Source organism: Bradyrhizobium guangzhouense (genome assembly GCF_004114955.1).
Taxonomy (GTDB): domain Bacteria; phylum Pseudomonadota; class Alphaproteobacteria; order Rhizobiales; family Xanthobacteraceae; genus Bradyrhizobium; species Bradyrhizobium guangzhouense.
The window spans coordinates 3,440,973-3,456,286 of sequence record NZ_CP030053.1; the positions used below are offsets into that span (position 1 = coordinate 3,440,973).

Genomic DNA, 15,314 nt, shown 5'->3' on the forward strand with positions numbered 1-15,314 from the left:
TTGCGCATGAAGTTTGGACTGCGACTCCGGGGGGGCTTGCTCGCAACCCTGATCATGTTCGGCGCGCCGGTGGTTGCCCCGGTTGGGGCTGTTTTGGTGTCTTCGTCTGCGCTCGCCCAGACCGTGCAGTCGATTTCCGTCGAAGGAAATCGCCGCGTCGAGGTGGAGACGATCCGCTCCTATTTCAAGCCTGGCCCCGGTGGGCACCTGGATCAGGGTGCCATCGATGATGGCCTCAAGGCGTTGATCGAGACCGGCCTGTTCCAGGACGTGAAGATCAACCGCGGCGCCGGTGGCCAGCTGGTCGTCTCCGTTGTGGAAAACCCGGTGATCGGGCGCATCGCGTTCGAGGGCAACAAGAAGATCAAGGACGAGCAGCTCACTGCCGAAGTGCAGTCCAAGGCCCGCGGCACCTTCTCCCGTGCCATGGTGCAGTCGGACACGCTGCGAATCGCCGAGATCTACCGCCGCTCCGGCCGCTATGACGTGAGCGTCGTCCCTGAAATCATCGAGCAGCCGAACAACCGCGTCGATCTCGTCTTCACGATCAACGAAGGCGCCAAGACCGGCGTCAAGTCGATCGAATTCGTCGGCAACAATGCGTTCTCGTCCTACCGCCTGCGCGACGTCATCAAGACGCGCGAAACCAATCTGCTGAGCTTCCTCGGTAGCGGCGACGTCTACGACCCCGATCGCGTCGAGGCCGACCGCGACCTGATTCGCCGCTTCTACCTGAAGAACGGCTTCGCCGACGTTCAGGTCGTCGCCGCGCTCACCGAATACGATCCGCAGAAGAAGGGCTTCAACGTCACCTTCAAGATCGAGGAAGGCCAGCAGTACCGCGTCGGCACCGTCGATTTCCGCACCAGCATTCCGAATTTCGACCCCAGCACGTTGCGCTCCTTTTCGCGCGTCAATGTCGGTTCGCTCTACAATGTCGAAGCGGTCGAGAAGTCGGTCGAGGAGATGCAGATCGAGGCCTCGCGCCGCGGCTATGCCTTCGCGGTGGTGCGTCCGGGCGGCGACCGCAATTTCGATGCGCACACCGTCGCCGTCGTGTTCAACATCGACGAAGGTCCGCGCACCTATATCGAGCGCATCAACATCCGCGGCAACACCCGTACCCGTGACTACGTGATCCGCCGCGAGTTCGATATCTCGGAGGGCGACGCCTACAACCGTGCGCTGGTCGACCGCGCCGAGCGCCGCCTGAAGAACCTCGACTACTTCAAGAGCGTGAAGATCACGACAGAGCCGGGCTCGTCCAGCGACCGCGTGGTCCTGGTCGTCGATCTCGAAGAGAAGTCGACCGGCGACTTCTCGGTCTCGGGCGGTTACTCCACGACCGACGGTGCGCTGGCCGAAGTCTCGGTCTCGGAGCGCAACCTGCTCGGCCGCGGCCTGTTCGCCAAGGCCTCGGTCACCTACGGCCAGTATGCGCGCGGCTATTCGCTGTCGTTCGTCGAACCGTATTTGCTCGACTATCGCGTCGCGCTGGGCCTCGACCTGTATCAGCGCCAGCAGCTGTCCAACAGCTTCATCTCCTACGGCACCAAGACGCTCGGCTTCTCGCCGCGTCTCGGCTTCGCCTTGCGTGAAGATCTGTCGCTGCAGCTGCGCTACTCGATCTATCAGCAGGAAATCACGCTGCCGTCCTATCTGTCGAACTGTAACAACATCATCGGTTCGTCGGCATTCAATCCAAGCCCGGCTTTTGCCGCGACGCAGACGCCTCCGATCGACCTGACCTCGACAGGCGGCCTCGGCTGCTACAGCGACGGCGAAGCCTCTCTGCCTGTCCGCAAGGAGCTTGCGAACGGCAAGACGCTGACCTCGGCGCTCGGCTACACGCTGACCTACAACACGCTCGACAACAACAAGAACCCCAATGACGGTCTGCTCATCGACTTCAAGCAGGACTTTGCCGGCGTCGGCGGCGACGTCTCCTACCTGAAGACCGCAGCGGACGCGAAGTACTACCAGTCGCTGATCTCGGACATTGTAGGCCTCGTCCATCTCCAGGGCGGTATCCTGAACAAGATCGGCAGCAAGGATCTGCGCATGCTGGATCACTTCCAGATGGGTCCGAACCTCGTCCGCGGTTTCGCGCCGAACGGCATCGGTCCGCGCGACATCAACCCGTACGACACGCAGGACGCGCTCGGTGGCACCAAATATTGGGGTGCTTCGCTCGAATTGCAGATGCCGTTCTGGTTCCTGCCGAAGGAAGTCGGTCTGAAGGGCGCGGTCTATGCCGACGCCGGTGGTCTCTACGACTATCAGGGTCCGACGACCTGGTCGCTGACGGGCGAAACCACGACGACCAAGAACTCGAACTGTATCGGGTCGACCATCAATCCGAACAGCACCGGAACCTGTACTGGCCTCGTCTACGACGACAGCAGGGTGATCCGGTCGTCGGTCGGTGTCGGCTTGATCTGGGCCTCGCCGTTCGGTCCGCTGCGCTTCGACTACGCAGTGCCGCTCACCAAGGGCAAGTATGACCGTACACAGGAATTCCGGTTCGGCGGCGGCACCTCGTTCTAATTCGATCAGCAGGGCATGACCCGGCCTCTCGGGAATTCCTTCAGGATTTCCTTCAGGATTTCCCTGGGGCCGGCCGCCAAAAAGACCGTGCTCAATCCGTGAGATAAGGCATGATGCGGCCCGACCGCTTCATGCCGAAGCCGGACCGCGTAGGGGTGGAATGGCGCAGCCGAACTTCTTCAAGAAACCGCCCGCCACAGCGCTGGCCGAAATCGCCACGCTGACCAAGGCGCAACTGGTCGACCCCAGCAGGGGCGGCCAAGTCATCACGGGTCTCGCTTCGCTGGACGAAGCCGGTCCGATGCATCTGGCGTTCTTCGACAACCTCAAATACGCCGACGAGCTCAAGGCGACCAAGGCCGGCGCCTGCCTGGTGAGCACGCGATTCGAGGCACAGGTGCCCGCGCATACGGCCGTGCTGCGCGTGGCGCAGCCGTTCCGGGCCTTCGTCGGGATCGCCCGAGAATGGCACGCGGACGCATTGCGCCCGCAATCCTGGTTCGGCAATGACGGCATTGCGCCGTCGTCCATCATCGATCCGTCGGCTCGGCTGGAAGACGACGTCATCGTCGAGCCGCTCACCGTCATCGGTCCTGATGTGGAGATCGGCAGCGGCACCGTGATCGGGGCGGGCGTGGTCCTCGGTCCGGGCGTCAAGATCGGCCGCGATTGCAATGTCGGCGCACGCACGGCCATCCAGTGTGCACTGATCGGCAACAACGTGCTGATCCATCCCGGCTGCTCGATCGGCCAGGACGGCTACGGCTTCATCTTCTTCGGCCCTGAGGGCCATCTGAAAGTGCCCCAGACCGGTCGCGTGCTGATCCAGAACAATGTGGAAGTCGGTGCCGGCACCACCATCGATCGCGGCTCCCTGCGCGACACCGTGATCGGGGAAGGCACCAAAATCGACAATCAGGTCCAGATCGGCCACAATGTGACGATCGGCCGGAATTGCCTGCTGGCGGCCCAGATCGGGCTCGCAGGCAGCCTGACCATCGGCGACAACGTGGCGCTGGGAGCGAAGGTTGGTATCAACAATCACCTCAAGATCGGCGATGGAGCCCAGGTGACCGCCATGAGCGCGGTCAAGGACGATATCCCGCCGGGGGCGCGTTGGGGCGGCCACTTCGCCAAGCCGACCAAACAATGGTTCAAGGAGATCATCGCGGTGGAGCGTCTGGTGCGCGACAGCAAGACCGATCCGAAGGATGAGGAACGGCAATGACGGAGGAATCACCGATCAAGTTTGCGCTGGTGGATATCAATGCGATCCTCCAGACCCTGCCGCATCGGTTTCCGATGCTGCTGATCGACCGGGTGATCAACATCCGCGCCGATTACAGCGGCATCGGCATCAAGAACGTCACCTTCAACGAGCCGGCCTTCCAGGGGCATTTTCCGGAGCGTCCGGTTTATCCCGGCGTCATGATGATCGAGGCGATGGCGCAGACGGCAGGCGTGATCGGCATCAAGTCGGTCGAGGGCACCGAGAAGCCGCGGGCCGTGTACTTCCTCACCATCGACAAGTGCAAATTCCGCAAGCCCGTGCTTCCAGGCGATACCATCGAGTACCACATGCGCTCGCTCGGCCGCCGCAAGGCCATGTGGTGGTTTCACGGTGACGCCAAGGTCAACGGCACCGTCGTTGCGGAAGCCGATGTGGGGGCGATGCTGACGGATTGAGGCGAATTGAGCTCTCCACCCGTCATTCCCAGGCGCGACAAAGTCGCGAGCCCGGAATCGATTGAGCGGCGATGTCGGTGATGGGATGGATTCCGGGCCTGCGTGCTCTGCACGCATCCGGGAATGACGAGAAACCTGAAACACGCCGAGATCATACGTCACTGGACAGATCGGGCGCAGTCGCGCTAACAGGCGGAAAGCCGAGCAAGTTCAACGCATAGTCAGACCTTCTTCATGAGTAAGATCGACCCCACCGCGCGGGTGGAAGACGGCGCCGTGATCGGCGAGGGCACCGAAATCGGGCCCTTTTGCATGATCGGCCGCAATGCCCGGATCGGGGCCAATTGCAAGCTGATCGGACAGGTCACAATCATCGGCCACACCTCGATCGGCGACGGCTGCGTGATCTCGCCGTTCGCGGTGCTCGGTGGCGCGCCGCAGGATCTCAGCTACAAGGGCGAGCCGACCACGCTGGACATCGGTTCCGGCAACATCATCCGCGAAGGTGCGACGATGAATGTCGGCACCGTCAAGGGCGGCGGCAAGACGCGCGTCGGCAATGACGGCTACTTCATGAACAACAGCCATGTCGGCCACGACTGCGTTGTCGGCAACAACGCGATCTTCGCGACCTCGGCGACGCTCGGCGGGCATTGCGAGATCGGCGACGCCGTCTATATCGGCGGGCTGTCCGCGGTGCATCAGTTCACCCGCATCGGCCCCTATGTGATGGTCGGCGGCCTCTCCGGCGTGCGCGACGACATCATCCCGTATGGGCTCGCCAACGGCCAGTATGCGGTGCTGGAGAGCCTCAATTTGATCGGCATGAAGCGGCGCAAGTTCACCAAGCGGCGGCTTGCGACGGTGCGCGCGTTCTACCAGAAGCTCTTCCACGGCCCCGGCACCTTCGCCGAGCGGCTTGAGTCCGTGCGGCCCCTCGAGAGCGAAGATGCCGCGATCGCCGAGATCCTCGGCTTCATCGGCAAGGGCAAGCGCCCGCTCTGTCTTCCGACGATCGAGAAGTGATTTTGGGATGGCCGCGGGCATGACATCGGCGGCTTCGGAGATTTCATCGCCGGTCGGAATCGTCGCAGGCGGCGGCGCCATGCCGTTCGCGGTCGCCGACTCGCTCGCCGCGCGCGGCATCACGCCGGTGCTGTTTCCATTGCGCGGCGCGTGCGATCCGGTACAGGTCGAAAAATTCCGCCATCGCTGGATCTCGGTCGGCCAGCTTGGCCGTGCCATGCGGCTGTTCCGCGAGGAGGGCTGCCGCGACCTGATTTTCATCGGCACCTTGGTGCGGCCCTCGCTCACGGAGATCCGCTTCGACATCAAGACGCTGCGCTTGCTCGGTAACGTCATCCGTGCCTTCCGCGGCGGCGACGATCATCTCTTGTCCGGAGTCGGGCGGATCCTCGAGCAGGACGGCTTTCGCATGGTCGGGATCAAGGACGTTGCGCCCGACCTCTTGATGCCGGAGGGTTGCATCACCCGTGCCTGGCCGGCCGACAACGCCAAGGGCGATATCGAGCGCGGGCGCGCGGTGCTCACTGCGCTCGGCCCGTTCGATATCGGTCAGGCCGCGGTCGTGATCGACGGCCATGTCGTTGCGGTCGAGGACATCGAGGGCACCGATGCGCTGCTGGCGCGCGTGGCGCGCCTGCGCGAAGAGGGCCGCATCCGCGCGGCCACGGGGCGCGGCGTGCTGGTGAAGGCGCCGAAGAGCGGCCAGGACCTGCGCTTCGACCTGCCGACGATCGGCCCGCGCACGATCGAGGGCGTCGCCAGGGCCGGCCTTGCCGGCGTCGCGGTCATCGCCGGCAACACCATCGCCGCCGAGCCGCAGGCGATGATCGCGCTTGCCGACGCCAAATATCTCTTCATCATCGGTCTGCCAGCGTGATGCAGGTTCGCGATCCCATCAGGAAGATCTTTCTGATCGCGACGGAGGAATCCGGCGACCGGCTTGGCTCGGCGCTGATGAAGGTGCTGCGCCAGCGGCTTGGCGACGGCGTGGAGTTCGAAGGCGTCGGCGGCCTCACCATGGCGCGCGAGGGGCTCGAGACCCTGTTTCCGATCGAGGAGCTCTCGATCGTCGGCCTTGCCGCGGTGGTGCAGCAGCTGCCGAAAATCCTGCGGCTGATCCGCGAGACCGCGGATGCCGTGACCGAGGCCGCGCCCGACGCGCTCGTCATCATCGACAGTCCTGATTTCACCCATCGGGTCGCCCGCCGTGTGCGCGCGAAGAATCCATCAATCCCCGTGATCGACTATGTCTCGCCCTCGGTCTGGGCCTGGCGGCCGGGGCGGGCGCGCGCCATGCTCGGCTATGTCGATCATGTGCTCGGCCTGCTGCCGTTCGAGCCCGAGGAATATCGCAAGCTGGGCGGGCCGCCCTGCAGCTATGTCGGCCATCCCCTGACGGAGCAATTGGGCTCGTTGCGACCGAACGCCGAGGAGCAGAAGCGCCGCGCCGGCGAGCCGCCGGTGCTGCTGGTTCTGCCGGGTAGCCGCCGCAGCGAGATCCGGCATCATCTCGACGTGTTCGGCGCGGCCATCGGCCGGTTGCGGTCCGGCGGCGTTGCATTCGAATTGATGCTGCCGACCATGCCGCATCTCGAAGCCACCATTCGCGCGGGCGTCGCGAACTGGCCGGTCAAGCCGCAGATCGTCGTCGGCGAAACCGACAAGCGCGCCGCGTTCCGGATCGCGCGCGCGGCGTTGGCAAAATCCGGTACGGTGACGCTGGAGCTGGCCCTGTCAGGCATCCCGATGGTGACGGCTTATCGCGTCGGTGCGATGGAGGCCTTCATCCTGCGCCGCGCGATCCAGGTGTCTTCGGTGATCCTCGCCAATCTCGTGATCGGCAAGGATGTGATCCCCGAATTCCTGCAGGAGGATTGCACACCTTCGAGGCTCGCCGGCGCCCTGTCCGAGGTGCTGACCGACACACCGATGCGCCGCCAGCAGGTCGACGCCTTCGCACAGCTCGACACCATCATGTCGACCGGCAACACATCGCCGAGCGTGCTCGCCGCCGATATCGTGCTCGCGACGATGCGGAAGGCGCGGCGATAGGGCGGTCTTGTAGGGTGGGCAAAGCGAAGCGTGCCCACGCATTGGTTGCGAGACTTCCCGTGCCGTCAGGCCAAGCCACCATCGACCCGAAAACACTGGCAGCTGATGCGCTGGCTGGCGTCGGAGGCGAGGAACAGCGCCATGTCAGCGATATCGTCCGGCGTCACCGCATCGGGGATGGCCTGGCGTGTGCGCATCTCGGCGATCTGTCGCTCGTCCGGATACCACAGCTTGCGCTGCCGCTCGGTGATCACCATCCCCGGCGCAATGGCGTTGACGCGGATCCGGTCCGGACCGAACTTGCGGCCGAGCGAATTGGTGAAACCGACGATCGCCGCCTTGGCACCGGCATAGACCGGCAGCCCCGGTGCGCCGCGCATCCAGGCGATCGAGGACATGTTGATGATCGAGCCGCCGCCGCGCGCCTGCATCTGCGGCACAACGGCCTGCGCGGCAAAGAAGACGTGCTTGAAATTGACGCCGATCATCCAGTCGAAATCCCCGGGCGTCACGTCTGCCAGCACCTGGCGCTGGTCGTTGGCTGCGTTGTTGACGAGAACCGCGGCATCGCCAAGCGATGCGTGGACCTTCGCCAGCGCGGCGCGCAAGGCGTCGATATCGAGGAGGTCGCAGGGCACGAACAGCGGTGCTGCACCTGAGGTCTTCGCCACCTCCTGCGCCAGCGCTTCGCCGGCCTGTGTGTCGATGTCGAGGAAAGCGACACGGGACCCCTGAGCGGCGAACGCGTGCACGAAGGCGGCGCCAATGCCGCTGGCACCTCCTGTTATCACCACCACGCGATTGGCGAGGTCGGCATAGGTCGTCTGGGTCATGCGATCAGTCGCTCCGTTTCGGGGTCGAACAGGCAGATGCGCCTGATATCGAGGGCAAAGGAAGTGGTGGCACCCGGCGTCGGGCGGATGTCCGGCGAGATGCGCGCCTGGGCGGGCTCGCCGCCAAGGCGCAGCAGCACGATGGTCTCGGCGCCCGTGGGCTCGACGAGCTCGACCGGCGCGGTGACGATGACGGGCGGGCCGGCCGCACCCGAGAACACGCGGTCGCCCTCAGCGATGCATTCGGGCCTGATCCCGAGCACCACCTCGCGGCCGACATAAGAGGCCGCCGCCTCATAACCCTGCAGGGGGAGACGGACTTCGTCCGGCCGGCCTGCGCCGATCACCACGACAGGGCCGCCAGCGTCGGCCTCGAGCCGGGCCGACATCGTGTTCATCGGCGGCGAGCCCATGAAACGGGCGACGAAGAGATTGGCGGGGTAGCGGTAGACAGTGTCGGGGTCGGCGAATTGCTGCACCACGCCGCGATGCATCACGGCAATGCGGGTCGCCATCGTCATCGCCTCGATCTGGTCGTGGGTGACATAGATGATGGTGGCGCCAATGCGCTGGTGCAGCCGCTTGATCTCCATGCGCATCTCGACGCGCAGCTTGGCGTCGAGATTGGAGAGCGGCTCGTCGAACAGGAAGAGTAGGGGATCGCGCACCAGGGCGCGTCCCATCGCCACGCGCTGGCGCTGGCCGCCCGACAATTGCGACGGCTTGCGGGCGAGCAGCGGCTCGATCTGGAGCAGTTTTGCGACGTTCGCCAGCGCCTTCTCCTGCTCGGCTTTGGCGACGCCGCGGCACTCCATGCCGAAGGTGATGTTCTGGCGCACCGTCATCGAGGGATAGAGCGCATAGGACTGGAACACCATCGCGATGTCGCGGTCCTTGGGCGGGACGTCGTTGACGACGCGGCCGCCGATCTCGATCGTGCCGTCGGTCGCGCGATCGAGCCCGGCGACGATGTTGAGCAGCGTGGACTTGCCGCAGCCGGACGGCCCGACGAGCACGGTGAATTCGCCGCTCTCGATGTCGAGGTCGATGCCCTTGAGCACCTCGAGATTGGCGTAGCGCTTCGACAGGGCGCGAATGCTCAATGCTGCCATGACACATCCATCATTTTACTGCTCCGGCAGTCAGGCCACGAACAAAGTATCTGCCGCCGAAGAGATAGATCAGCAGCGTGGGCAGCGCCGCGATGATCACCGCGGCGCTCTGCACGCCGTAGTGCGGGATATCTGCGACCGCGGCAGACAGCGCGATGAGCGCGGCCGTCACGGGCTGCTGCTGGCCCGTCGTGAAGGTCACGCCATAGAGGAATTCGTTCCAGATATGGGTAAACTGCCAGATCACGGTGACGATCAGGATCGGCGAGGAGAGCGGCAGGATGATACGCCAGAAAATGCGAAAGAACCCGGCGCCGTCGATGCGCGCGGCCCTGATCAGTTCGTGTGGGATGGCGATGTAGTAGTTGCGGCAGAACAAAACGGTGAAGGAGAGACCCTGGATCGTGTGAATCAGCACGAGGCCGGTCAACGTGTTGATCAGCCCGATGTCCCGCAGCACGATGGTCCAGGGCAAGAGGCGCATCTGCTGGGGCAGGAACAGGCCAAGGGTGACGATGCCGTAGATCCAGTTATCACCGCGAAAACGCCAGAGCGACACGGCGTAACCGGCGACGGCGCCGAGCAGGGTCGAGAAAATTGTCGCCGGGATCGTGATGAGCGCCGAGTTCAACATGTATGGCCGGATGCCGGAGCAGGTCTCTGCGACACAGAAGCCGCTCCAGGCCAGGGCGTAATTGCCCCAGGCCATGTGCTGCGGCCAGCCGATCATCGAACTCTGCGCGATCTCTTCATCGGCCCGGAGCGAGTTGAGCACGACGACGACCAGCGGCGCGAGATAGGCGGCCGCGAACAACGTCACGATGAGATAGATCAGAGCCCTGCTTGGGGCGAAGCTTCGGTCACGCATGGGCAGCCCGCCGTCCCCGGACATAACGCCACGCGGCATAGGGCAGCAGCACCGCCAGCAGGATGAGCAACATCAGCACCGCCGCCGCCGCGCCCCGGCCGAGCTGGCTGCGTTGGAACATCAGATCGTAGACGACCAGGGCCGGCAGTTGGGTCGCGATGCCCGGTCCGCCGTTGGTGAGTGCGCGGACGAGGTCGAAGGCCGAAATCGCGAACTGCAACTGGACAACGACGACCGTGACGGTGATCGGCCAAAGCGTCGGCAAAACGACGCGCCAATAAGTTCGGATCGGCCCGGCGCCGTCGATCTGCGCGGCCCTGATGATGTCGGTGTCGACCGACCGAAGGCCGGCCAGGAAGAGGGCCATGGCGAAGCCCGAGGATTGCCAGATCGCTGCAATGACAATCGTCCAGATCGCCATGTCGCGGTCGACCAACCAGTCGAACTTGAAGGTCATCCAGCCGAGGTCATGGACGAGCTTCTCGATCCCGATGCCGGGATTGAGCAGCCAGCTCCAGACCGTGCCCGTCACGACGAACGACACCGCCAGCGGATAGAGAAAGATGGTCCGCAGCACGTTCTCGCCGCGAATGCGCTGATCGAGCAGGATCGCGAGCAGGAGGCCGGTGATCAGGCTGAACAACACGAAAGCGGTGCCGAACAGCAGCAGGTTGTCGAAGGCGATCTGCCAGTTCCGCGACGCGAGGACTGCGGTGTAGTTGCGCAAGCCCACCCATCCCGCAACTGGAATGAGTGTGGAGGGCGTGAATGAAATCCAGATCGTCCAGATCGAAAACGAGATGAGGTGCGCTGCTGATAACAGCAACGGCACCCAGATCATCAGAAATTCGGGCAGCCGGCGCACCATCTCGGAGGTCGCCGGCCGGCCCGGTCGCACTGCTGTCGAGACGACGTCGGTCAACGTGCGCTCTCGACGGCGTCGGCGAGGCGGCTGACCGCCTCCTCCGGCTTGATCTTGTTGTTCTTCACGTATTCGGTGATGACGTCGATCATCGCTGCGGTCAGGCCGTTCTCCTGCGCCATGTTGTGCGCAAGGCTGAGCACAGCCTGGTTGCTGGCGACAGCGTCTTTCAGCGCGGCGGCGGTGCGCCGCTGGCCGTCCGACCAGCCTTCACCGGACAGGTCGACATCGGTACGCACGGGGATCGATCCCGTAATTTGCGAGTACATGGTCTGGATCGCCGGATCCATCACGAGCTGCGCCATCAGCATCTGGCCGGCCTGAAGGTCGGCCTCCTTGCGCTGCCAGAAGATGAAAGCGTCGGCGTTCAACAGGAACACCGGCTTGCGGTTGTCGCTGGGGCCGGGAACGATGACGTAGTCGTCGAACTTGAAACCAGCATTTTTTAGCACGCCCTGCGCCCAGCCACCCATGATCAACATGCCCATGTCGCCGTCGACGAAGCGCTTCAGGTTGGTGGCATAGGGCTGTGCGCCGACATTGGGGTCACACCAGTCGGCGATCTTGCGCGTCTGTGCGAACGCCGCCTTGATCTCGGGGCCTTCCAGCGCCTTCTTGTCGAGATTCATCAGGGCGGCGCGATATGCCGTCGGACTGATGCCGGCGAAGGAGGCTTCGAATTTCTGTCCGTCGTCCGGGCGGGTGCCGCCGTTGGCGATCGGATAGGCCATCCCGGCCGACTTCATCTTCTCGGCAAGTTCGTTGAAGTCAGCCCAGGTGACGGGGGGCTTGTCGGCCTTGGCCTTGTCCATCCCGCGCTTGGAGAGAAACAGCATGTTGGTGCTGTAGATTTGTAGCGGCAGCGCGATCCACTTGCCCGCCGGCTTGTGCAGCTTTGCAAGGTCCGGCGCGACGACCTTCTCGTAGCCGGCAGCCGCGACCACGGCGTCGAGATCGACGGTCGGAGCGATCTTAGACCACGCCGCGATCTCGGGCCCCTTGAGCTGCGAGCAGGCCGGCGGATCGCCGGCGATGATCTGCGCGCGCAGCTTGTTCATCATCTCGGTGGTGAAGCCGGGAACCGGCGAGTGCTGCCAGATGCCGCCCTTCTCCTCGAACTTCTTCCCGAGCGCGGTGATAGCGGCTCCGTCGCTGCCCGCGGACCATTGCGAGATAGCGGTGAGACGCGGTTTGACCGCGCCTTGCGCGCGGGCAAAGGCCGGCAGCGCGAGTGCGGCAGCAGATCCAGCGAGCAGACGACGCCTTGTTGTTGTGATTGGCATGGCAGTTCCTCCCGGGTGTGAAGTGGTTTGCGCCATTTTGGCGCGGTTGTTGGCGTGCGCGAGCCGCACGCGGCTTAAGTCATGTCAGGCGGCCTCCGTCGATGCGGTCGGCATGCCGCCGGATCTCGCCAGGCAGAAGGCGGCGAAGGCGAGAGCGGCCTGCGGGTCGTTGCCGGTCGAGGGTGGCACGAAGGCGAGCGACACCTGCGCCAGCTTGCGGCCGCCGAGCAGACTGGAATCGATGCCGTCGTTCACGGCCTTTCGATCGTCTTCCGCGAGAAGCGATGGCCAGCCGCTGACGACAACGCCGCGGCATGGTTTGACGTTCAACGTATTGCCGATGGCGAGACCGAGCCGGAACAGCCGCTGGCGCAATTCCTGGCGCAGCCGCGCCGTGAGGGGGAGTGTCGTCACCCAGTCAGAGCCAAGCTGGAGCAATTCGGCTTCGGTGATGCGCAGCAGTTCGGCCAGCGCCGGCAGCGACGTGTAGGCTTCGACGCAGCCATGATGTCCACAGCGACAACGGGGGCCGCCGGTTCCAAACACCATGTGGCCGAGCTCGACCGGCTCGAGTGCGTCGTCCTCAATGGGATCATCGATCCAGGCGCCCGCGACACCCTGGCCTACAAAGACGAACAGATGCGCATCGGTGAACGGATAGTTTTCGGTGCGGCAGCGATGAAAGGCGGCGTGCGCCACCACCGAGTTGGTGAAAGTGACCGGCACGCCCGCAAATTGCTCGCCGAGCATGTCGTCGAGCTGTGCGATGTCACAGGGGATGATGGGATTGCCGAATTCACTGAGACGGCCGAGGCCCGGAACGGTCACGCCAATTTGCGCGAGCCTGATGCGGCGGCGGCGCGTCCAGTCGTGCAGCAAATTCAGAGCTTCGCGGAATACCCGGCCAACGGTCTCGACGGTCGGCTTCCGCGGCAGCGGCACGCGCTCGATGTAGCGCAGCTCGCCCGACAAATTGCCGACCCCGACGCTGAGCCATTCGCCAGTGAGCTCGAGGGCGGCAAGCGCCACCGTGCGATCGAGCGACACCAGACCCGTCGGGCCGCCGACATAAGGGGCAGGGCGCCTGACTTCCTCGATCAGGCCTTCAGCCTTGAGGTCGAACAGGATGCGCGACAGGCTGGCTTCGGACAGGCGCACGGCTTTTGCCAGCGGCGGCCGGAACGAGCCGCCGGACTGAAGCAAATGAGTCAAAATGGCAGCACGCGTCTGCCGCCGACTTCTCGGCTGCTCCGGCATTTCCATCCCTGTCGTCATTCTTACTTAGTGTAAGAATTTGCGCGCGGAGTGTTTGAACTGTCAAGCGCTCGTCGGTGTCATGCGTGGACTTGTTGTTGTGCGGGGCAACACGAGTGCTGGTTCGTGGGGTGGATTAGCCCTGCAGATGCGCAAAGCGCATCTGCTCGGCGTAATCCACCACTTCTGTCGCCGCGGAGACTAAGAGGTGGGTTACGCCGCGCGGACAGCGCTTCGCGCTGCCGCGGGACTAACCCACGCTACGGCCCAGCTGCGCAAACAAAAACGGCGCCATCGTGAGATGGCGCCGTTCCGAAAGCCGTATCGTCTAACCCTTACTTGCGATCCTTGATCGCAACGTAATCGCGGCGGGTGACGCCGGTGTAGAGCTGGCGCGGACGGCCGATCTTCTGCTGCGGGTCCTCGATCATCTCGCTCCACTGGCTGATCCAGCCGACGGTGCGGGCGACGGCGAACAGCACGGTGAACATCGAGACCGGGAAGCCCATCGCCTTCAGCGTGATGCCCGAATAGAAGTCGACGTTCGGGTACAGCTTGCGGTCGATGAAGTACTGGTCGCTGAGCGCGATCTTCTCGAGCTCGAGCGCCACCTTCAGCATCGGATCGTCGCCATGACCGGTCTCCTTGAGCACGGCGTGACACATCTTCTGCATGATCTTGGCGCGCGGATCGTAGTTCTTGTAGACGCGGTGACCGAAGCCCATCAGACGGACTTCGGAATTCTTGTCCTTCACCTTGGCGATGAATTCGGGGATCTTGTCCACGGAGCCGATCTCGGCGAGCATCGCAAGCGCAGCTTCATTGGCGCCGCCATGCGCCGGGCCCCAGAGGCAAGCGATGCCGGCGGCGATGCAGGCGAACGGATTTGCGCCCGAAGAGCCGGCGATACGCACCGTCGAGGTCGAGGCATTCTGCTCGTGGTCGGCGTGCAGGATGAAGATCTTGTCCAGCGCGTCGGCGAGCACCGGGTTGATCTTGTACTCCTCGCACGGCACCGCGAAGCACATGTGCAGGAAGTTCTCGGCGAACTTCAGCGAGTTCTTCGGATACATGAAGGGCTGGCCGATGGTGTACTTGTAGGCCATCGCCGCCAGCGTCGGGATCTTCGCGATCATGCGCATGGAAGCGATCATGCGCTGCTTCGGATCGTTGATGTCGGTCGAGTCGTGGTAGAACGCGGCAAGCGCGCCAACCGAGGCCACCATGACCGCCATCGGATGGGCGTCGCGGCGGAAGCCCTGGAAGAAGCGGGCCATCTGCTCGTGCACCATCGTGTGATGGATCACGCGGTCGTCGAAATCCTTCTTCTGCGCGGCGGTCGGCAGGTTCCCGTAGAGCAGGAGGTAGCAGGTCTCGAGGAAATCGCCGTGCTCGGCGAGCTGCTCGATCGGGTAGCCACGGTACTCCAGCACGCCCGCGTCACCGTCGATATAGGTGATCTTGGACTGGCAGCTCGCGGTCGAGGTGAAGCCGGGATCATAGGTGAACAGGCCGGACTGGCCGTACAGCTTGCCGATATCGATGACATCAGGTCCGACGCTGCCGCTGTGAATCGGGAGATCGTAATTCTTGTTTCCGACCGTCAGCGTGGCGGTCTTTGGGCTTTCTTTGGCGTCCATCAGAGGTCCCCGATGTGTGGTGAAACGGGCCGGAGCCGGAGGCCCCCAAAGGAGAGATGGGGCAGGCCGGATGTTCCAGAATGTACGGGGA

The 15,314-nt window shown here is 64.0% G+C and carries 13 protein-coding genes; 6 read left to right on the top strand and 7 right to left on the bottom strand.

What is annotated here, in order from left to right; all coding sequences use genetic code 11:
* The first annotated feature begins 6 nt into the window (after nt 1-6).
* From bamA to lpxB, 6 genes are all read left to right on the top strand, one after another.
* A complete protein-coding gene (gene bamA, locus XH91_RS16640) occupies nt 7-2,547 on the top strand; it encodes an outer membrane protein assembly factor BamA (RefSeq protein WP_128951572.1) in 2,541 nt (846 codons plus the stop codon).
* 160 nt (nt 2,548-2,707) lie between these two features.
* Entirely contained in the window at nt 2,708-3,775 is a 1,068-nt protein-coding gene (lpxD, locus tag XH91_RS16645; protein WP_128951573.1) for a UDP-3-O-(3-hydroxymyristoyl)glucosamine N-acyltransferase, read from the top strand.
* Entirely contained in the window at nt 3,772-4,233 is a 462-nt protein-coding gene (fabZ, locus tag XH91_RS16650) for a 3-hydroxyacyl-ACP dehydratase FabZ (RefSeq protein ID WP_128951574.1), read from the top strand. Before lpxD ends, fabZ begins: the two co-directional genes overlap by 4 nt.
* Before the next feature lie 234 nt (nt 4,234-4,467).
* Nucleotides 4,468-5,259, top strand: coding sequence for an acyl-ACP--UDP-N-acetylglucosamine O-acyltransferase (lpxA, locus tag XH91_RS16655; RefSeq protein WP_128951575.1), 792 nt, complete (start codon nt 4,468-4,470; stop codon nt 5,257-5,259).
* A gap of 19 nt (nt 5,260-5,278) precedes the next feature.
* Nucleotides 5,279-6,136 carry an LpxI family protein gene (locus XH91_RS16660; protein WP_164933868.1) on the top strand — a complete coding sequence of 286 codons (858 nt, stop codon included), beginning with the start codon at nt 5,279-5,281 and terminating at the stop codon, nt 6,134-6,136.
* Nucleotides 6,133-7,311 (top strand): lipid-A-disaccharide synthase, encoded by a 1,179-nt coding sequence (gene lpxB / locus XH91_RS16665; protein ID WP_128951577.1) that lies wholly within the window; start codon nt 6,133-6,135, stop codon nt 7,309-7,311. Before XH91_RS16660 ends, lpxB begins: the two co-directional genes overlap by 4 nt.
* A gap of 65 nt (nt 7,312-7,376) precedes the next feature.
* Here lpxB and XH91_RS16670 read toward each other — a convergent pair whose 3' ends face one another.
* The 7 genes from XH91_RS16670 to gltA all read right to left on the bottom strand — a co-directional run bounded on the left by XH91_RS16670 (nt 7,377) and on the right by gltA (nt 15,223).
* Complete coding sequence (locus XH91_RS16670) at nt 7,377-8,144, bottom strand: SDR family NAD(P)-dependent oxidoreductase (protein ID WP_128951578.1); 768 nt, start codon at nt 8,142-8,144, stop codon at nt 7,377-7,379.
* On the bottom strand, nt 8,141-9,256 hold the full coding sequence (locus tag XH91_RS16675; RefSeq protein ID WP_128951579.1) for an ABC transporter ATP-binding protein: 1,116 nt from the start codon (nt 9,254-9,256) through the stop codon (nt 8,141-8,143). The genes XH91_RS16670 and XH91_RS16675 overlap by 4 nt, the downstream gene beginning before the upstream one ends.
* A gap of 10 nt (nt 9,257-9,266) precedes the next feature.
* The gene (locus XH91_RS16680) at nt 9,267-10,124 is read right to left on the bottom strand and encodes a carbohydrate ABC transporter permease (RefSeq protein ID WP_164933867.1); all 858 of its coding nucleotides are present in this window, start codon (nt 10,122-10,124) and stop codon (nt 9,267-9,269) included.
* Nucleotides 10,117-11,046 carry a carbohydrate ABC transporter permease gene (locus XH91_RS16685; protein WP_164933866.1) on the bottom strand — a complete coding sequence of 310 codons (930 nt, stop codon included), beginning with the start codon at nt 11,044-11,046 and terminating at the stop codon, nt 10,117-10,119. Before XH91_RS16685 ends, XH91_RS16680 begins: the two co-directional genes overlap by 8 nt.
* Nucleotides 11,043-12,329, bottom strand: a complete 1,287-nt coding sequence (locus tag XH91_RS16690) for an ABC transporter substrate-binding protein (RefSeq protein WP_128951581.1) — start codon at nt 12,327-12,329, stop codon at nt 11,043-11,045. Before XH91_RS16690 ends, XH91_RS16685 begins: the two co-directional genes overlap by 4 nt.
* An 84-nt stretch (nt 12,330-12,413) precedes the next feature.
* Complete coding sequence (locus tag XH91_RS16695) at nt 12,414-13,592, bottom strand: ROK family transcriptional regulator (RefSeq protein WP_206733510.1); 1,179 nt, start codon at nt 13,590-13,592, stop codon at nt 12,414-12,416.
* Nucleotides 13,593-13,918: 326 nt separating this feature from the next.
* Entirely contained in the window at nt 13,919-15,223 is a 1,305-nt protein-coding gene (gene gltA, locus XH91_RS16700) for a citrate synthase (RefSeq protein ID WP_128951583.1), read from the bottom strand.
* Nucleotides 15,224-15,314 lie beyond the last annotated feature (91 nt).